Here is a 15,894-nt window from a genome sequence, read left to right as displayed (position 1 = left end):
AGTCCAGTGGCATACAGAACTCAGGCCGCGTAGCTTATTCAATCACTGTCCAACATTTGGGGCGCAGTTCATACTGTGGGAGCTGGCTTGTCGACCAAAGCGGCGTATTAGACTTTAACGATCCAGCCTTCCGGCGCATCAATATCGCCCGATTGAACACCGGTCAGTTCGTTGTAAAGCTTCTGGGTGATCGGCCCCACCTCTTCCTGGCTGAAGAACACGTGGAGAGCGTCGTTGTATTCAATTCCTCCAATAGGGGTGATAACCGCTGCTGTACCGCAAGCCCCCGCTTCTTTGAAATCGCTTAGCTTGTCAATGAATACGTCACCTTCGACAACGTTGAGGCCAAGACGACTTAGCGCCAGTTCGATTAGCGAAAGACGAGTGATGCCTGGTAATACCGACGGCGATTTCGGCGTTACAAACACATCGTCGTGGGTAATGGCGAAGAAATTGGCAGAACCGACTTCTTCGATTTTTGAGTGCGTTAGCGGATCCAGGTAAATACAATCGGCAAAATTAAGTTTCTTGGCTTGAGAGTTCGGCAATAGGCTAGCTGCATAGTTGCCACCGACCTTGGCCGCACCTGTGCCGTTCGCGGCGGCGCGGTCAAAACTGGATATCTGGAAGTTGTTAGGCTTCAAGCCGCCTTTGAAATAAGCACCCACCGGCATGCAAAAAATCGAGAAAATGAACTGAGGTGCCGTGCGTACACCTATATTGTCACCCACGCCGATCACGAACGGACGCAGATAGAGGGAGCCACCCGTTCCATAGGGTGGAATAAAACGCTCGTTGGCGCGGACGACTTTTTTACAGGCTTCGATGAAATCTTCGGTCGATACATAAGGCATCAACAACCGCGCACAACTACGCTGCATGCGCAGTGCATTCTGGTCAGGGCGGAACAGGTTGATAGAGCCGTCCTTACAGCGATAGGCCTTAAGACCTTCGAAACACTGCTGCCCATAGTGCAGAGCCGTCGAGCCCTCACTGATATGCAGCACGTTGTCTTCGGTCAGCGTTCCTTTCTGCCAGGCGCCATCACGCCAATGCGACAGATAACGCAGATCTGTTTTGATGTAATCGAAGCCCAGCTTGTCCCAATTGATGCTTTCGTAACTCATGACACCCTCTACCTTTAAAGACCGCCTGAATAACCCAAGCTCTTCGTTTCTATGATGGCAACAACAATACTTTATTCAGGGGCTGGCTCGCATCTACTCAATGGTGTGCCGGCGTTAATCAGCCTACTGACCATAGACACTCGACGACATCCGGCACACCCAAACCTGACGATAAAGCCTATCCTTCATGGCATGCGCGACAAACTCTCAATCTTGACGGCGGGACGAGAATACTTGCGGATGTCCGAAGCGGACCGGAACGAACCAACGCAAATCAGCAAAACGGCCGCGGCAGAAATATGGGGCGAATACCATGAACATCGATTCGATAAAACGTTTTGTCTTGGTGGGTATGGTGGTGGTCGGTCCGGGCTTATCTGTTCCGGCGGCGGCACAATCCTACGGCGGCGATTATCACGGTAGAGGGAACTACCACGGCGGCGGTCATTATTACCATGGCGGTGGCGACTATTATCACGGTGGCGGCCATCACGGCGGCGGCTGGTATGGCAACGGCGCTTGGCTGGGACTCGGTATTGGCTTAGGCGCGGGCTATGCGGCAGGGACTTATGCCAATTCGTATTATTACCGGCCCTATCCAGTCTATTACTACCCAACGCCAAGTTATTATTACCCTTCGACGATTTATTACCCGGTGGCTCAGCCAGCGCCGATGATCGACCCATACTATTCGCAGCAAGTCTCCGAACCCGCAACAGCAGCAACGCCGCCGGTTTCACAAGCATCGAACTGGTATTACTGCATTCCGACCAAGGGGTACTACCCCAATGTGCGCCAGTGTTCAGAGCCTTGGCGCATCGTGCCTGCCACTCCGCCCGGTCCAATCAACTGAAACGGAGCTAATACGTCAAGTGAGCAAAAGTTAACTGACGCTACGCAGTTACCTCTACCTTCCACGCCTTACGTAACACGTATTTACCGTACCGATAACGGCACAACGTTTCGTCGATGCTGTGCCATATATGCCACAACATCATTGAATGGTCGCCCGGATCGTCGCTTCAAACCCGCCTATATCAGGCCATTAACGGCACTGGCCTGATCCTTGCTGAGTGAGCTGTAAGCGCACCGACGCTTGCTCCGATAAAACTTAAAGCTAAGGAGATCTTTTCTATGCGTTCCATTTCGTTCAGTAACGCACTGCCTCGAAGCTTCAGCCGGGATGCCACTTCGCACGCATAACATCACTTACTGCTACTGTCGTTAAGGATTTCTATCATGCAAAAAACAATGAAAGCCGCAGTCGTCCATACCTTCGGCAAACCACTGGAAATTCGTGAAGTACCTGTCCCCACGCCGGGGTACGGCCAAGTTTTGGTAAAAATTGCGGCTTCCGGCGTCTGCCATACCGATCTGCATGCTGCCGAGGGCGATTGGCCGGTTAAACCCAACCCGCCTTTTATCCCTGGTCATGAGGGCGTTGGTTATGTAGTCGGAGTCGGTCCAGGTGTTAAACACGTCAAAGAAGGAGATCGGGTAGGCGTGCCTTGGCTTTATTCTACTTGCGGCCATTGCGAACATTGCCTTGGCGGCTGGGAAACCCTATGTGAGAAGCAGGAAAATAGCGGCTATTCCGTCAACGGCGGATTCGCCGAGTACACCTTAGCGGACGCCAACTTTGTCGGTAAATTGCCCGACAATGTCGGCTTCATTGAAATTGCACCCATACTCTGTGCCGGCGTAACCGTTTACAAAGGGCTGAAAATGACCGAAACCAAGCCTGGCCAGTGGGTGGTGATCTCCGGTATCGGCGGCTTGGGCCATATGGCGGTTCAATACGCTAAAGCGATGGGCATGAACGTCGCTGCCGTCGACATTGACGACAGCAAGCTTGATCTGGCCCGTAGGCTCGGCGCCGAAGTCACCGTAAACGCCCGTCATCATGACCCTGCTACCTTCTTGAAAGACGCCATTGGCGGCGCTCACGGGGCATTGGTTACCGCGGTCTCGCCGATTGCGTTCAAACAAGCCATGGGCATGACCCGTCGCGGTGGCACCATCGCGCTCAATGGCCTGCCAGCAGGTGAGTTTCCAATTTCGATATTCGACATGGTCCTGAACGGCACCACGGTGCGCGGTTCCATAGTCGGCACCCGACAGGACCTGCAGGAGGCGTTGGATTTTGCCGGAGAAGGCAAAGTTAAAGCGACGGTATCAACCGAGAAGCTGGAAAACGTCAATGCGGTTTTTGATCGCATGCGCGAAGGTCAAATTGAGGGACGCGTGGTTATCGACATGCAGGACTGATTAAAACTGGGTCCAAGCTCGACGTAATGTCGGGCTTGGTCAGTTATCAGTTATTTGGTGGCGTGTTTAACCATTTGGTTATAGACCTTAACCCTTCGGTGATTGCGCGCGTAACCACCCCCTGCCGAGACCGTGCCGCTTTGCAGGTGATCAAGGTAACGAAACATCTTTCTGGGCGAGATAAACCTGATCTTATAACCCAGCGTTACCATTCTGTCCTGTAACTCATAACCAGGGTTGCGGTCATCCATTAAAAACTGTAAGCCATGTTTTTTTATCAATCGGACATTCCAAAGCGCACAAAAACTCTTCAGGTGCGTTTCCATGAACGGTTTTGGCTCTTTGGCATCTATGCCCAACGCGCGAAAAATACAGCGTGAGTAGTGTTTTATGCAGCGCGAAACCAGTCGCCAAGCAGATCGACCCAGTCCGCGATTTAATTGTTCTACGCAACCCACAGCCGCAACTTCGCGGGGGCCAGCGCACTGATTTAGCATCATGTGAAATATCGACGGATCGTGCACGAATGTGTCGGTGTGTAACAAAAATACGTATTCCGTATTCACCTTTCCTAAGGCGAGATCCAGTGCTCGGCCGTGCGCAACACTGCCCGCTTCCGGCGCGGACTTTTCTCGCTCAATCAACGTGATCCAGCTCAAAGTGCGTAAATATTCAACACTGGCGTCGGCGGAGTAATTATCCACCACCAAAACTGGAACACCCGCGCTTTGAGCGCCTTCGGACAATAAATCAAGGCATGCCTTGGTCAGTTCGAGCGACTTATAATTAACCATCACAATACTGAAAGATGCTTTGAGAGGTTGCATACTAGTCATAGTCTTTTACCGCCTTCGCAGGTACAACATTTTCCACTACGGTACTTACCGCTTGAGGGATAAACGCAACGCTTCCGGATTCACGCGAATGGAACAGGCGCGCACCATTGTTTAATTGAGTGGTAATGACGGTGTGGTCAGCAGCCAGAAAATTCAGGGGTAACTTGCCGTGGTGGTGATATTGCGCAACGATAATGGTGCGCTCAGGGTTCCAATGCTGACCGCTGGCTTTATCGATCCATGCCATGAACGCGGCACTGTCACCTTCTTGCGGAATATTTTCCGAGCCGGTCACGTAGTAGAAAGCGCCACCCTCATTCTGCAAATACATTGGAAGTTTGTTATCCACTTCGACCAGAACCATTCTCCACTGATCCCAAGGTGCACTTTTCGTAGCCTCACCTCGCACGTCTGCCGAGAACTGAACGACCCCCCCGCCGCCATTGGTCCATGGGTAAATAACGCCGAGCACTAAGAACAACACACCGGCAGCGGCAGCAAACCCTTTTACCCAGCCCGGACCGCTAACCTTGCCAGCCGCGCGTTTTTGGGCGATGAAACGGGTCACCCACCATGCACCAATCAATTGGGCAAAGGGTACTAGCGGCAACACGTAGTAGCTGCGACGACTGCCACTGGCGGTAAAGAACAAGAATAAAAGGCCGAGTCCCATTATCAACCAGCGCGTGTTGGGTTCTATTTGTCGCCATTGGCGAGCGGCGACCCACAGACCCAGAATCCAGCAGGGTGCCCAAGGCAAGGTGTAAACCGGTAGATAAATCAAGTAGGTGTAAATTGGGCCAAGGTTGTCGAACGGATGAAAAAACCGGACAAAGTTCTCTTGAAATACCAGGCCTAGACCGCTCTCCCGATAATTTTGGGCGCCGTAGATATGTGACAGAACGAACGGCGCCATGTAGAACAAGCAAGCAATAATCAACGCAAGACACATTCGCAGGTTGAGGTGACGCTTCCAACGTCCTTCGCTCAGCACATGGGGCAGTAATACCAGCGCCGGAAGAATAAAACCGATTAGTCCCTTGAACAACGACGTTACCGCGAGCAACAGAAAGAACACGGTATAGCGACCAAGCCTAGTGTCGTCCGGTCCTCGCCAATACCACCATACAGAGGCCAGCACACCGCACACGGTCAATATATCTGCGGTCGCGACACGTCCCCAGAAGATAAAAAAGAACGTTGTTGCGAGCATCCAACCCGCAATCAAGCCGGTGCTTTTGGTAAACAATTGTCGTCCGATCAAGTAAATCAACCAAACGCTCAGCCACGCCGCTACTACCGATGACAGGCGCAACGACCAGTGACTGAGGCCACCCATCAACTCGGCAGTGGCGGCAATCAACCAGTAGGACGGTAGCGGTTTGTCGTAATACGCTGAGCCTTTGAGGTATGGGTCAAAATAATCTCCGCTTTGCAGCATTTGCAGCGAGATATTGGCCCAGCGCGTTTCGGCGCCCCACAGCTCTCGAGCCCCCAAACCAAACAATAAAACTAATGCGGTGACGCCGAGCAGCAGCCACAGTGCGCCCTTGTCACTTTTGAAGAACTCGATAGCAGTATTTTTCATAGATCGATCGATCAACCAAAATGTTAGGACGCCTGTATTAATCAGCGCATTCAGAACTTAAACGATCATTCGTCATGGCGGCGTCAGGAAAAAGAGAAAATTGTGTCGTAAAGACATCTATCTACTATTAATGCCCGGCATTTCGTGTCGCGTTTGTTAAAACCGTATTCGAGCCATGAGGAGGTTTTTTTTGAAAAAAAAAAACGGCCACATATCCTTATTGTGCTTAAAACACGTCAGCCCGCACGGAGCGGGCTGAGCCAATAACTTCTTAAAGTTTTATTTAACTAATGGACGTGGCCCATATTTATACCCTTGAATTATTACATTCAGGAGATTGCCATCAATTTACCGCCGCGAACTCGTGTTATCGCAAATATTTTTCAGCCAGTTCGAGCCGCTCAGCGACTCGCCCGGCTGAGAACGGAGCCGTTTTGCATCATGCCCGACAGAATGCTTCGGACAGCGCTTTAGATGAGTCAAGGTGACTTCCCAAAATTTCAGCTTTATTCACCCGCTAGCTACAAGGTTCTGTAAATCAGTGCTGCTGGACGTAGAAAAGCCCTGACAGGACGAACCTGAGCAGGGCTTCTTTTCATCTGGATTTTTTACACGCTTGCCGAGTCCGACGCGCCGTATTCCAACGATGCAACCGGAGCGGTGCTTACATTGGAGTACGACACGTAGTACGCCAAGCCAACAAAAATCGCACCGCCCACCGCGTTGCCAAGGAACACTGCGACAAAATTTTCGAAGAATTGCCCCCAAGTCAAGGCGTCGGCGAAAATTGCGGCCGGGATTAGAAACATGTTAGCAACCACATGCTGGAAACCGATCGCGACAAAGGCCATAACCGGGAACCACATGCCCAAGATCTTACCGGCGGCTTCTTTGCTCGAGTAAGACAGCCAGACGGCCAAGCACACCAGCCAATTGCAGCCGATACCTGAAATAAAGGCATGTCCGAAATCCGCGCTGACTTTAGCTGTTGCTATGGCGACCGTCTTGGCCAAGTAAGCGCCTTCGGTGAGGCCCAGAAAATGGCCGAAGAAATAAGCGACAAACAGCGCGCCGAGCAGATTGGCGACCGTGACCAGCAGCCAGTTGCGCACCACTGCCGAAAGTGGGATTTTTCCGGCAAACATAGCCATGGGCAGGCTCATCATATTGCCGGTGAGCAATTCGCCCCCCGCCAAGACCACCAGAATCAGACCAATGGGAAATACCGCTGCGCCTAGCAGATTACCAAACGATGCCCATTGGGCCGGAATCATTGTGCTCACGTGAATATCTAGTAGAAAACCAAGCGCTATGAAAGCGCCAGCCAGAAAGCCCAAAACTAGAATTGAGAGCATTGGCAGACGAGCTTTTTTCACACCGGCTTCAATAGTCATTTCAGCAACTTGTGGGGGGGTATTGACGGGCATAGTATTGGTCTCAGGCTGGACGGCGCCCTTGGCACGTGCGGATGCAACGTGACCGCGGTTAAGCGCCGTAAAATTGGTTTTTTTAGAGTCCAGTCTTTATGCGCAACTTGTAGCAACCAAGCGGCATGTCCAAGGTGTAACGGGAGGAGAAACAGACTAAAGGGGCGCCCCGCGCATGCAAGGCAGCAAGACGAGAGGGCGATCAATTCATAGACTGTGTCGATCAACACGCTAACTGAGTCGAATTGCCGCAGTCCAATTGCTTGTGCCGATGACATCATCGACCCGGTCTATGGAGCGAATTTTCTGAGCAATATCAGGGAGCTTTGTAGATGATTTTGCTGGGCCTGCCTGAGATTGCTGCCCGTATAAGCTGATCAGCGGATTGGGATCCGATACGGAAAAAAGGCTGAAAATTCATTCGCGATATCTAGTGACCACATGGAGCAGCGACGTAAAGAACTACGTGAAGGTAGGTCTGTAAACCGTAACCCCTCGCTGAAAATGCTGCAGGCACAGGCATGGATTGGATTAAGTGAAAAAGTATCCCATGCCGCCGACAGTTAATGGCAGCAGCGACCGCGCTGTTCGAATCCTACTCATTTCGCTGATCACGCACTGTGTATTCGGGACTGGCCAAGCTGGACGTAGCCGGCCAAGACTAATCGAGGTTACTAGGCGCGACGACTCGCTGTCGAACAGCTCCGCGCGCAACCCTTATAGGGAGAAGCGCTGGAAGCCTCTAAATATATGGTGTCCCAGGGCAGGTTCGAACTGCCAGCCTTCCCCTTAGGAGGGGGATGCTCTATCCAATTGAGCTACTGAGACACTGGTGCCAGCACGCAGATAGAGTGCTAGTTAAGACGGCGAGCATGTTAACGGCAAGGCCCGGTTTTGTCATGTCGTCCGTGGCTTTTTAACCTGTAGTATTTTGCCCGCCGACGCTGCCCAGTCACGCCAACGCTTTAATCATCGTGCAAATTGCACTGTTCCATATTGCCATCATTGCAATCTGCAACGCCATGAATGCCACGAACGACAATAAGCCTATGATTTATATGAATATTTCATAATATTTATGTTTGGCATAGAGGATGCTTACTATTAGGGATGCAGACAATCCCGACAAAAGTTCCCAGCGAAGGTGCTTGACATGAACAACGTTGTTCTTTCAATTCTAAACGTCGCTGCATTGGCTGCCCTAGTGACTTTTCAATTTCAAGGCAGTGAGCAGGAAATCGATCATAACCGTTCATTGGCCCTACCTTCTCATGGGGTGCATGAAACCGCGAAGTTGGCGGTAATTCATCAGCGGCGCGGTATGCAGGCAATACTGGCCACTCAGAGCAAGAACGATGACACATCATTCTCAATGGACCGTTCCGAACGGTGGGTGTTTTAAAAGAAGATTGAACAATCCAAAATTTTGAAACCTTTGCTCGGAGAACTGCCATGTCAAAAGCTGCGTTGTCCTTTCTAATCTTGGCGGTGATGGCACTCGCATTGGATATCTCACTGCCCTACGGCGAAAAAGTAGCCGATATGATACTTAAATCAGCCACTGGAATTTTTTTCACCCTTTTCGTCATAGCGCTGATTGTGGGACGTCGAATTAAGTTCGATCCGCTGCTTCGCTAGATTTAACCTCGTCCATCTCCATCCAAATACATCTGCCCACCACCGTTAATACCATCGAACCGGTCCACCCTCAAAACACCGTTACGTCGTGCCTGTAACAGATTTATCCCTTAAAAACCCCGTTTTGATCATCAAAACCGCAATTCGCTGGAATTCTTTGCAAAACAGTCCACATTTTGGATAATTGGTGCTGGCTAAGCGCCTTTATAGAGTTCAATATTTGTCACAGAATTGGCGCCAAGGAACCGGCAAAATTGAGGCATGATGCTGGCCTCTTAACAACCGAGGTTGAACATTTGCCTAAAAGGACTGTCACAAGAGGACGTCTGGCGGCAAATACTAGAAACCGCTCCCTCTGAACTTATCCGGTTAAACTTATGAGCCCAATGAAACAGGCTATCTACTCCAGCCGAACGGCTGATAAATTTGTTGTTCGATTACCTGATGGCATGCGCGATCGTGTCTATCAAGTAGCAAAAAATCATCATCGCAGCATGAATTCCGAGATTATTGCTCGCCTTGAGCAGAGTTTGATTCAGGAAGGGGCGTTGGGTGATGAACCTAGCTTACGCCTAGACAGTCCTGAGCTGTCTTTGCATGAACGCGAGTTGCTGCAACGGTTTCGTCAACTTTCTCACCGTCAACAAAACGCGCTTGTTTCGTTGATTGCTCATGACACCGAGCTCGCTGCAGACGATGAGTCCTAACAGTCGGTTTACTATTCAGGCCAGCATTTAGCTGGCTTTTTTTATTGTTGCTTAGTTTTTCTCAAGAAACTGTTTTTGACGGCTCCCTGCCACGCTTTGCATAAGCCTGTCGGAGTCAGTGTTTTGGCAACACGGTGCGTTGGGTACAGTGTTTGTACCCTTCGCCAATATGCAGGTTTTTCTAAAATTCGGTAAGACACAGGTCTGCTTGGTCGTTAAATACTGCCCTCTACATCTTCCAGGCTGAAGGTCTCGGTGTTGTCATTGTAGGAAAAAATCTCTGCGTATCGTCCCCAACTGATGACACTGTCCAATGTCTCTCTAGCGATAGACTCGTTAAGCGAGTCCTCCAGTTCTTGCTCAAAACGTACCCGCGGCGCCCAATGCCCGTTTCGCTCTTGCAACACCTGCCGAATCCGCGCAGCCAACGGCACATGTTTGACAAGATGTTCAGCAAAAACTGTTTTGCGCTCCTGCGTTCCGTACTCAGCAAATAATTTACCGGTTTCTGTCAGCGTAATATCAGCCCCCTTGAGTTCGGCAAATCCCAGGTTCTCAAGCATTTCCGCCACGGGGAACAAATCATCGACCTCCAACAGCAACCGCGCGGAGATTTGGGGCAGTCCCGCATGACCATGGTAGGGCTCCGCCGCCAGCGCCTCGATCAACCCCGCCATGAGGTTGGTGGAGACTTCCGGTAGCGGACTACCCATCTGAAGTTCAGGTTTACCAACGGTGGCATCAGCACTACGACGGTGGGTCATCAAGGCGTAGATATCGTCGACCATGTGCCTGAATGTCGGGTCAAGGCGGTTACGCGGATGGCCAAACGGCACTTTGATCTCCGCCACGACCCGGCCGGGGTTCGATGACAAGACCAGAATGCGGTCGCACATCAACACCGCTTCTTCGATGTTGTGGGTCACGATCAGGATGGACTTGATCGGTAACTGCTTGCCGCTCCACAAATCCAGTAAATCAGACCGCAACGTCTCAGCAGTCAACACGTCCAGCGCGGAGAACGGTTCGTCCATCAGCAATAACGTCGGGTTAACCACCAGACCCCGGGCAAAACCCACGCGCTGGCGCATACCACCCGACAACTCTCGCGGGTAAGCGTTTTCAAAGCCGTCAAGACCAATCAAGTCAATGGCGGCAAGCGCGCGTCGACGCGATTCTTTGGGATCTACCTGCAGCGCCTGCAGGCCGGCCTCAACGTTTTCGAGAACGGTTAGCCAGGGGAACAACGCAAAAGTTTGAAAGACCATGGCCACGCCTTCGGCGGGGCCGTTCAAGAGCTCACCGTTATAGCGGACCTCTCCAGACGAAGGCTCTATCAACCCGGCGATAACCCGCAGCAGCGTCGATTTACCAGATCCGGAACGGCCTAACATGCCAACGATCTCGCCTTCACGCAGCTTAAGGTCAACGTTGCTAAGCACCTGCAACTCATCTTTGCCTTTGCCAAAACTGCGACTGACTTCGCTAAGAGAATAAATTTCCCGGGATACGCCGGTGTGTTCGGTGAAAGTATTCATAAGATCGACTCCAATTAGTTCAGACGGAGTTTGTTTTCAGCGATGGCGTACATAGGGCGCCACACCAAGCGATTGAATGCCACGACAAAAAGCGACATCACCACCACGCCTAGCGTGATTTTAGGGAAATCGCCGGCGGCCGTGGTTTCAGCAATATAAGCACCCAGACCATGAGCGACGACTTTGTCTTGGCCCCAAGAAACGTATTCGGAAACGATACTTGCGTTCCATGCGCCGCCCGAGGCTGTGATTGCCCCGGTCACGTAATAAGGAAAAATGCCAGGCAACATGACCTTGCGCCACCACAACCAGCCGCGAATACGGAAGTTGGCAGCCGCCTCTCTGAAGTCATTAGGGAATGCGCTAGCACCGGCAATCACGTTGAACAGGATGTACCACTGCGTCCCCAAAACGATCAGCGGGCTCAGCCAAATATCTGGGTTCAAGTTGTAGTGCAGGATAACGATCACAAATACGGGAAATAAAAGATTTGCCGGAAAGGCCGCCAGAAACTGCGCAAGCGGCTGAATTTTTTCCGCGAGCCGCGGCCGCAAGCCAATCAGCACACCTAGGGGTACCCAAATCAATGACGCTACTACGATCAGCAAAACAACCCGCAGCAAGGTAATCACCGCCAGACCCAGCACGTGCCACACCTCGCTGAACGTCACCTCGGTGCCAACGTATATCGTGATGCGGTACAACACGTACAGCGTGAACGCCGTAATGAAGCTGCCCCAGATAAAATCGATGATCCGCGACCTGGAGGCACTGTGTTTGACGGGCACTGACTTGGAGCGCGGCAGGCTCAGACGCATATGGCCTATGCGGGTAATCGCCCGCGCAAACGGCCGCAACAGACGCTGAATCACCCGGGTACGCTGGATGAGATTAAGCACCCAGGATTCAGGTGATCCGCCTTGGGAGGCGGTGTCTTCCATGCGAAACTTGTCCGCCCAGGCCACCAATGGCCGGAATAGGAACTGGTCATAAATCAGTATCACCGCCACCATCGCCAAAATCACGTAGCCAACGGCATGCAGGTTCTGCTGCTGAATGGCGGTGGCCAGATAAGAACCAACGCCTGGCAGGGTGATGGTTTTGTCGCCAACGGTAATGGCTTCTGAGGCAACCACAAAAAACCAGCCGCCAGACATGCTCATCATCATGTTCCAGATTAGCCCCGGCATCGCGAACGGCACGTCCAGCTTCCAAAATTTTTGCCACCCGGAAAGCTGAATATTTTGCGCCACCTCCTCCAAATCACGGGGCAGCATTCGCAGAGACTGATAGAAGCTGAACGTCATGTTCCACGCTTGGCTGGTAAAAATCGCGAAAATAGCAGCGCATTCCGCACCCAAAACGCGACCCGGAAACAGCAGCAGGAAAAACGTGACGGTAAATGAAATATATCCCAGCACAGGCACTGATTGCAGGATGTCCAAAACCGGCACCAGCAGTTTCTCAGCACGTCGACTTTTCGCAGCCAAGGTCCCGTAAATCAGGGTAAAAATCAACGACGCAACCATCGCGGCCAACATACGCAACGTAGTGCGTATCGCGTATTCCGGGAGGTTGGACGGATCAAGTGAGATCACTTCGCTTTGCAACGTTGATATCGGCGCCCACGTTTCACGTGCACCGATGGAGAAGAACAGCAAAAATCCGATAACCAAAGGCATGGCTATCAAGTCCCAACGGTTAGGTAGCAGCCGCCGAGCTGTTGACGGGATGTAGTGACGGAATACTTTATTCATATTCGGTGGTTCCAGTAGCGTTCCGGCTGTGATCATTGACCACAATCCAACGTCCTCGAGAGCACAATTGCACGTAATTGCCATCAGACAATTGATACAAAGCAATCTGTATTTAACCGGTAAAACGAAGAAGATTGGCCACGCAAACGAACGCTAGCTGGCATTTCAGAGCGTGATAGCGCTATTCAGTAATCAAATCGCTGAACCGCTCCGCACACTCTCTGCATCCCGTTTGGCATTCCACTGTGTGACCCACCGAGAATGGTCGGGGTCCATGGGGGTCTCCTTTGGTGAGGGTTAATACAATATTAATGCCCTACGCCAGCATCACTTGTTTCAGAGCGACGTAGCGGCTAAACGCCTTCGCGGCCAGATGATACTTATCTATATGTTACATAAACATGAATAAAGCTTAATTATTGCCCAGCGAAACTGTCTACAAGCTGTCGTCCTGCCATGCCGCTGCCAAACAATAGAGGCAAGGTCTAAAGCAAGAAAACAGTCGCCAGTCCCAGGAAGATAAAAAACCCACCACTGTCGGTCATGGCGGTGATCATCACGCTTGCACCCATGGCTGGATCCCGACCAAAACGCACGAGGGTCATGGGAATAAACACCCCCATAAACGCGGCCAGTAACAGGTTGAGAGTCATGGCTGCTGTCATAACCACGCCCAGCGACCAACTGCCGTAAAGCAGATAGGCCACAACACCGATCACGCCACCCCAGACCACCCCGTTTATAAGCGCTACGATCAGCTCTTTGCGCATCAGGCGCGAGGTATTGCCGGTGCTGACTTGATCCAGCGCCATTGCGCGGACGATCATCGTTATTGTTTGGTTGCCGGAGTTGCCACCAATGCCCGCGACAATGGGCATCAAGGCGGCCAAAGCCACCAACTTCTCGATCGAGCCCTCGAACAGGCCGATGACCCGCGAGGCGACAAAGGCGGTGATCAGATTGATTGCCAACCACGCCCAACGGTTACGCAGTGACTTCCAGACTGACGCGAAGATGTCTTCTTCCTCACGCAGACCTGCCATGTTGAGGACTTCGCTCTCACTCTCCTCACGGATTAGGTCAACCATTTCGTCGATGGTCAGACGGCCGATCAGCTTGCCGTTTTTGTCGACTACGGGTGCAGAAATCAAGTCATAACGCTCAAATGCCTGAGCGGCGTCGTAACCGTCTTCATCCGGGTGAAAACTGACTGTGTCATTGGCCATGACCGCCGCAACTTGTTTGTCGGGGTCATTGACCAGCAGACGCTTGAGCGGCAGAACACCCTTGAGCACACCGTCGTGGTCGACAACGAATAATTTATCAGTGTGGCCGGGCAGCTCCTTGAGCCGACGCAGATAACGCAAGACCACTTCCAGGCTGACATTCTCCCGGATCGTTACCATCTCGAAGTCCATCAGGGCACCGACCTGATGGTCTTTGTATGACAACGCTGAACGCACTCGCTCACGCTGCTGGACGTCGAGTGCTTCCATCAACTCATGAACGACGTCACGCGGCAATTCAGGGGTAAGGTCAGCGAGCTCGTCGGCGTCCATTTCCTTCGCCGCAGCCAGTAGCTCTTGATCGTCCATATCGGCGATCAATGTTTCACGAACTGAATCTGAAACTTCGAGAAGAACGTCGCCGTCACGCTCGGATTTGACCAACTGCCAAACCGTCAGACGATCTCCCAGCGGCAAGGCTTCAAGGATGTAGGCCACGTCAGCGGAGTGCAGATCATCGAGCTTGCGCTGCAACTCGACAACGTTCTGCCGATGAACAAGATTTTCAACACGATCGTGGTGCTGGCCTTCCTGACGATGAGTCAGATCTTCGACCACACGCTGCCGCTGCAGCAGCTCAACGACTTGAGCGAGGCGGTCCTGCAGGCTGTCTTGCGATTTTTTTACTTCTATTTCGGTCATAGGCGAACTCCACTCCCAGCAGCGGAGCACGCCAGGGAGATCAATCAGTCAATTCATGATTGGTGAAACGTGTTGCCGAGTTACTACTGGGTAAGTCCATGGAGGTATTCCACAAGCCCCGACGGAGCTGACGGGCGTAATGATACAGGCATGCCGCCATCGCGCCCTACAAAATCTTGGCAAGAACAAGCGCTTGCGGAACATAGCTAATCAACAGTGCTGTGACGTTACATCCTGCGAAGAAAACACGCGGATTACACATTAACTAAACGCTAAGCTTTAAGACGAGCGTCATGGAGGACCTCAAATGCCTGTCACTGCCCGAACAACCTTGATCGCTACCCTGCTCTGCTTTCCACTTCAAACACTGGCCACAACGGTTCAGCGCTGCGAGGACCCCGAAGGGCGCGTCAGTTTCACCTATCAAGGCTGCCCCAGCGGCCACCGCATGCAATCGCAAAATGCGTACAACGCCACACCCGGTAGCACGGCTTATCTTTTGCCTGACGCTGAATCTTTTCGAGGTCGGCGCGTAGTCCCGGCAGATAGTCAGCGAGCCAATAAAGAATTGGTCGTTGTAGGGCAGCATTACGATGGCTGCGCAAATGTGTTGAGCCGTGAGCAACGGCGGCGCGCGATCATCCAGCAGCAGGCCCGTGTCGGCATGACGATGCGCGACGTGGAAAGCTCATTGGGCAAACCGGATAAAATTGTGAGTCGAAACGGAGAAACCCGCTACACGTATGAGCCCAAAAATGGTCGCAGTAGCCAAGTTGTTTTCGATGAGGAGGGATGCGTAAAAGGTAAACCCTAGACAGCAAAAAGCCCGCATCAGATGCAGGCTTTTTGGTGTTTGGTGCACTCGACAGGATTCGAACCTGTGACCGCTCGGTTCGTAGCCGAGTACTCTATCCAGCTGAGCTACGAGTGCATTTTGTGTTTGATAAACCAGGCCACCGCTGGTTGAAGCAAGTTACTTACATTGCTGTAAACAACCTTTTAATTGGTGCACTCGACAGGATTCGAACCTGTGACCGCTCGGTTCGTAGCCGAGTACTCTATCCAGCTGAGCTACGAGTG

13 protein-coding genes and 2 tRNA genes are annotated in these 15,894 nt (G+C 51.9%); 6 read left to right on the top strand and 9 right to left on the bottom strand.

Annotated features, from left to right (window positions below):
* Window positions 1–107 precede the first annotated feature (107 nt).
* Complete coding sequence (locus QN378_RS23165; RefSeq protein WP_323551041.1) at window positions 108–1,127, bottom strand: branched-chain amino acid aminotransferase; 1,020 nt, start codon at window positions 1,125–1,127, stop codon at window positions 108–110.
* A 313-nt stretch (window positions 1,128–1,440) separates the two neighbouring features.
* Between QN378_RS23165 and QN378_RS23160 the strand changes: the two genes are divergently transcribed.
* Entirely contained in the window at window positions 1,441–1,980 is a 540-nt protein-coding gene (locus tag QN378_RS23160) for a hypothetical protein (protein ID WP_322204644.1), read from the top strand.
* A 386-nt stretch (window positions 1,981–2,366) separates the two neighbouring features.
* Window positions 2,367–3,395, top strand: a complete 1,029-nt coding sequence (gene adhP / locus QN378_RS23155; RefSeq protein WP_322204646.1) for an alcohol dehydrogenase AdhP — start codon at window positions 2,367–2,369, stop codon at window positions 3,393–3,395.
* A 50-nt stretch (window positions 3,396–3,445) separates the two neighbouring features.
* Here adhP and QN378_RS23150 read toward each other — a convergent pair whose 3' ends face one another.
* The 4 genes from QN378_RS23150 to QN378_RS23135 all read right to left on the bottom strand — a co-directional run bounded on the left by QN378_RS23150 (window position 3,446) and on the right by QN378_RS23135 (window position 8,074).
* Window positions 3,446–4,231: a glycosyltransferase gene (locus QN378_RS23150; protein ID WP_323551040.1), complete on the bottom strand. Its 786-nt coding sequence runs from the start codon at window positions 4,229–4,231 to the stop codon at window positions 3,446–3,448.
* The gene (locus QN378_RS23145) at window positions 4,224–5,819 is read right to left on the bottom strand and encodes an ArnT family glycosyltransferase (RefSeq protein WP_322204650.1); all 1,596 of its coding nucleotides are present in this window, start codon (window positions 5,817–5,819) and stop codon (window positions 4,224–4,226) included. The genes QN378_RS23150 and QN378_RS23145 overlap by 8 nt, the downstream gene beginning before the upstream one ends.
* Before the next feature lie 608 nt (window positions 5,820–6,427).
* Window positions 6,428–7,246, bottom strand: a complete 819-nt coding sequence (locus QN378_RS23140) for a formate/nitrite transporter family protein (RefSeq protein ID WP_323551039.1) — start codon at window positions 7,244–7,246, stop codon at window positions 6,428–6,430.
* A gap of 751 nt (window positions 7,247–7,997) precedes the next feature.
* Window positions 7,998–8,074 (bottom strand) — tRNA-Arg (locus tag QN378_RS23135).
* Window positions 8,075–8,399: 325 nt separating this feature from the next.
* Here QN378_RS23135 and QN378_RS23130 point away from each other — a divergent pair.
* From QN378_RS23130 to QN378_RS23120, 3 genes are all read left to right on the top strand, one after another.
* Window positions 8,400–8,648, top strand: coding sequence for a hypothetical protein (locus QN378_RS23130; protein WP_322204655.1), 249 nt, complete (start codon window positions 8,400–8,402; stop codon window positions 8,646–8,648).
* 50 nt (window positions 8,649–8,698) lie between these two features.
* Window positions 8,699–8,884: a PA3371 family protein gene (locus tag QN378_RS23125; RefSeq protein ID WP_322204658.1), complete on the top strand. Its 186-nt coding sequence runs from the start codon at window positions 8,699–8,701 to the stop codon at window positions 8,882–8,884.
* A gap of 377 nt (window positions 8,885–9,261) precedes the next feature.
* Window positions 9,262–9,591, top strand: a complete 330-nt coding sequence (locus QN378_RS23120; RefSeq protein ID WP_297842157.1) for an Arc family DNA-binding protein — start codon at window positions 9,262–9,264, stop codon at window positions 9,589–9,591.
* Window positions 9,592–9,806: 215 nt separating this feature from the next.
* Here QN378_RS23120 and QN378_RS23115 read toward each other — a convergent pair whose 3' ends face one another.
* From QN378_RS23115 to mgtE, 3 genes are all read right to left on the bottom strand, one after another.
* Window positions 9,807–11,129, bottom strand: coding sequence for a nitrate/sulfonate/bicarbonate ABC transporter ATP-binding protein (locus QN378_RS23115; protein WP_322204660.1), 1,323 nt, complete (start codon window positions 11,127–11,129; stop codon window positions 9,807–9,809).
* 14 nt (window positions 11,130–11,143) lie between these two features.
* Complete coding sequence (locus QN378_RS23110; protein ID WP_322204662.1) at window positions 11,144–12,886, bottom strand: ABC transporter permease subunit; 1,743 nt, start codon at window positions 12,884–12,886, stop codon at window positions 11,144–11,146.
* Between the two features lie 485 nt (window positions 12,887–13,371).
* Entirely contained in the window at window positions 13,372–14,814 is a 1,443-nt protein-coding gene (gene mgtE / locus QN378_RS23105) for a magnesium transporter (RefSeq protein ID WP_322204664.1), read from the bottom strand.
* A gap of 307 nt (window positions 14,815–15,121) precedes the next feature.
* On the opposite strand from mgtE, the gene QN378_RS23100 reads away from it, so the two are divergent.
* Window positions 15,122–15,628, top strand: coding sequence for a cell envelope protein SmpA (locus QN378_RS23100; RefSeq protein ID WP_322204666.1), 507 nt, complete (start codon window positions 15,122–15,124; stop codon window positions 15,626–15,628).
* Window positions 15,629–15,668: 40 nt separating this feature from the next.
* Here the strand turns inward: QN378_RS23100 and QN378_RS23095 are convergent.
* Window positions 15,669–15,745, bottom strand: a tRNA-Arg gene (locus QN378_RS23095).
* Window positions 15,746–15,894 lie beyond the last annotated feature (149 nt).

The organism is Pseudomonas sp. 10S5 (genome assembly GCF_035019745.1).
Lineage (GTDB): Bacteria > Pseudomonadota > Gammaproteobacteria > Pseudomonadales > Pseudomonadaceae > Aquipseudomonas.
This window is presented reverse-complemented; position numbering and strand designations above follow the sequence as displayed.

Bases quoted from the DNA above. Each gene is read 5' to 3' on its own strand.
- QN378_RS23165 (WP_323551041.1), bottom strand. From the start codon at position 1,127: ATGAGTTACGAAAGCATCAATTGGGACAAGCTGGGCTTCGATTACATC.
- QN378_RS23160 (WP_322204644.1), top strand. From the start codon at position 1,441: ATGAACATCGATTCGATAAAACGTTTTGTCTTGGTGGGTATGGTGGTG.
- adhP (WP_322204646.1), top strand. From the start codon at position 2,367: ATGCAAAAAACAATGAAAGCCGCAGTCGTCCATACCTTCGGCAAACCA.
- QN378_RS23150 (WP_323551040.1), bottom strand. From the start codon at position 4,231: ATGACTAGTATGCAACCTCTCAAAGCATCTTTCAGTATTGTGATGGTT.
- QN378_RS23145 (WP_322204650.1), bottom strand. From the start codon at position 5,819: ATGAAAAATACTGCTATCGAGTTCTTCAAAAGTGACAAGGGCGCACTG.
- QN378_RS23140 (WP_323551039.1), bottom strand. From the start codon at position 7,246: ATGCCCGTCAATACCCCCCCACAAGTTGCTGAAATGACTATTGAAGCC.
- QN378_RS23130 (WP_322204655.1), top strand. From the start codon at position 8,400: ATGAACAACGTTGTTCTTTCAATTCTAAACGTCGCTGCATTGGCTGCC.
- QN378_RS23125 (WP_322204658.1), top strand. From the start codon at position 8,699: ATGTCAAAAGCTGCGTTGTCCTTTCTAATCTTGGCGGTGATGGCACTC.
- QN378_RS23120 (WP_297842157.1), top strand. From the start codon at position 9,262: ATGAGCCCAATGAAACAGGCTATCTACTCCAGCCGAACGGCTGATAAA.
- QN378_RS23115 (WP_322204660.1), bottom strand. From the start codon at position 11,129: ATGAATACTTTCACCGAACACACCGGCGTATCCCGGGAAATTTATTCT.
- QN378_RS23110 (WP_322204662.1), bottom strand. From the start codon at position 12,886: ATGAATAAAGTATTCCGTCACTACATCCCGTCAACAGCTCGGCGGCTG.
- mgtE (WP_322204664.1), bottom strand. From the start codon at position 14,814: ATGACCGAAATAGAAGTAAAAAAATCGCAAGACAGCCTGCAGGACCGC.
- QN378_RS23100 (WP_322204666.1), top strand. From the start codon at position 15,122: ATGCCTGTCACTGCCCGAACAACCTTGATCGCTACCCTGCTCTGCTTT.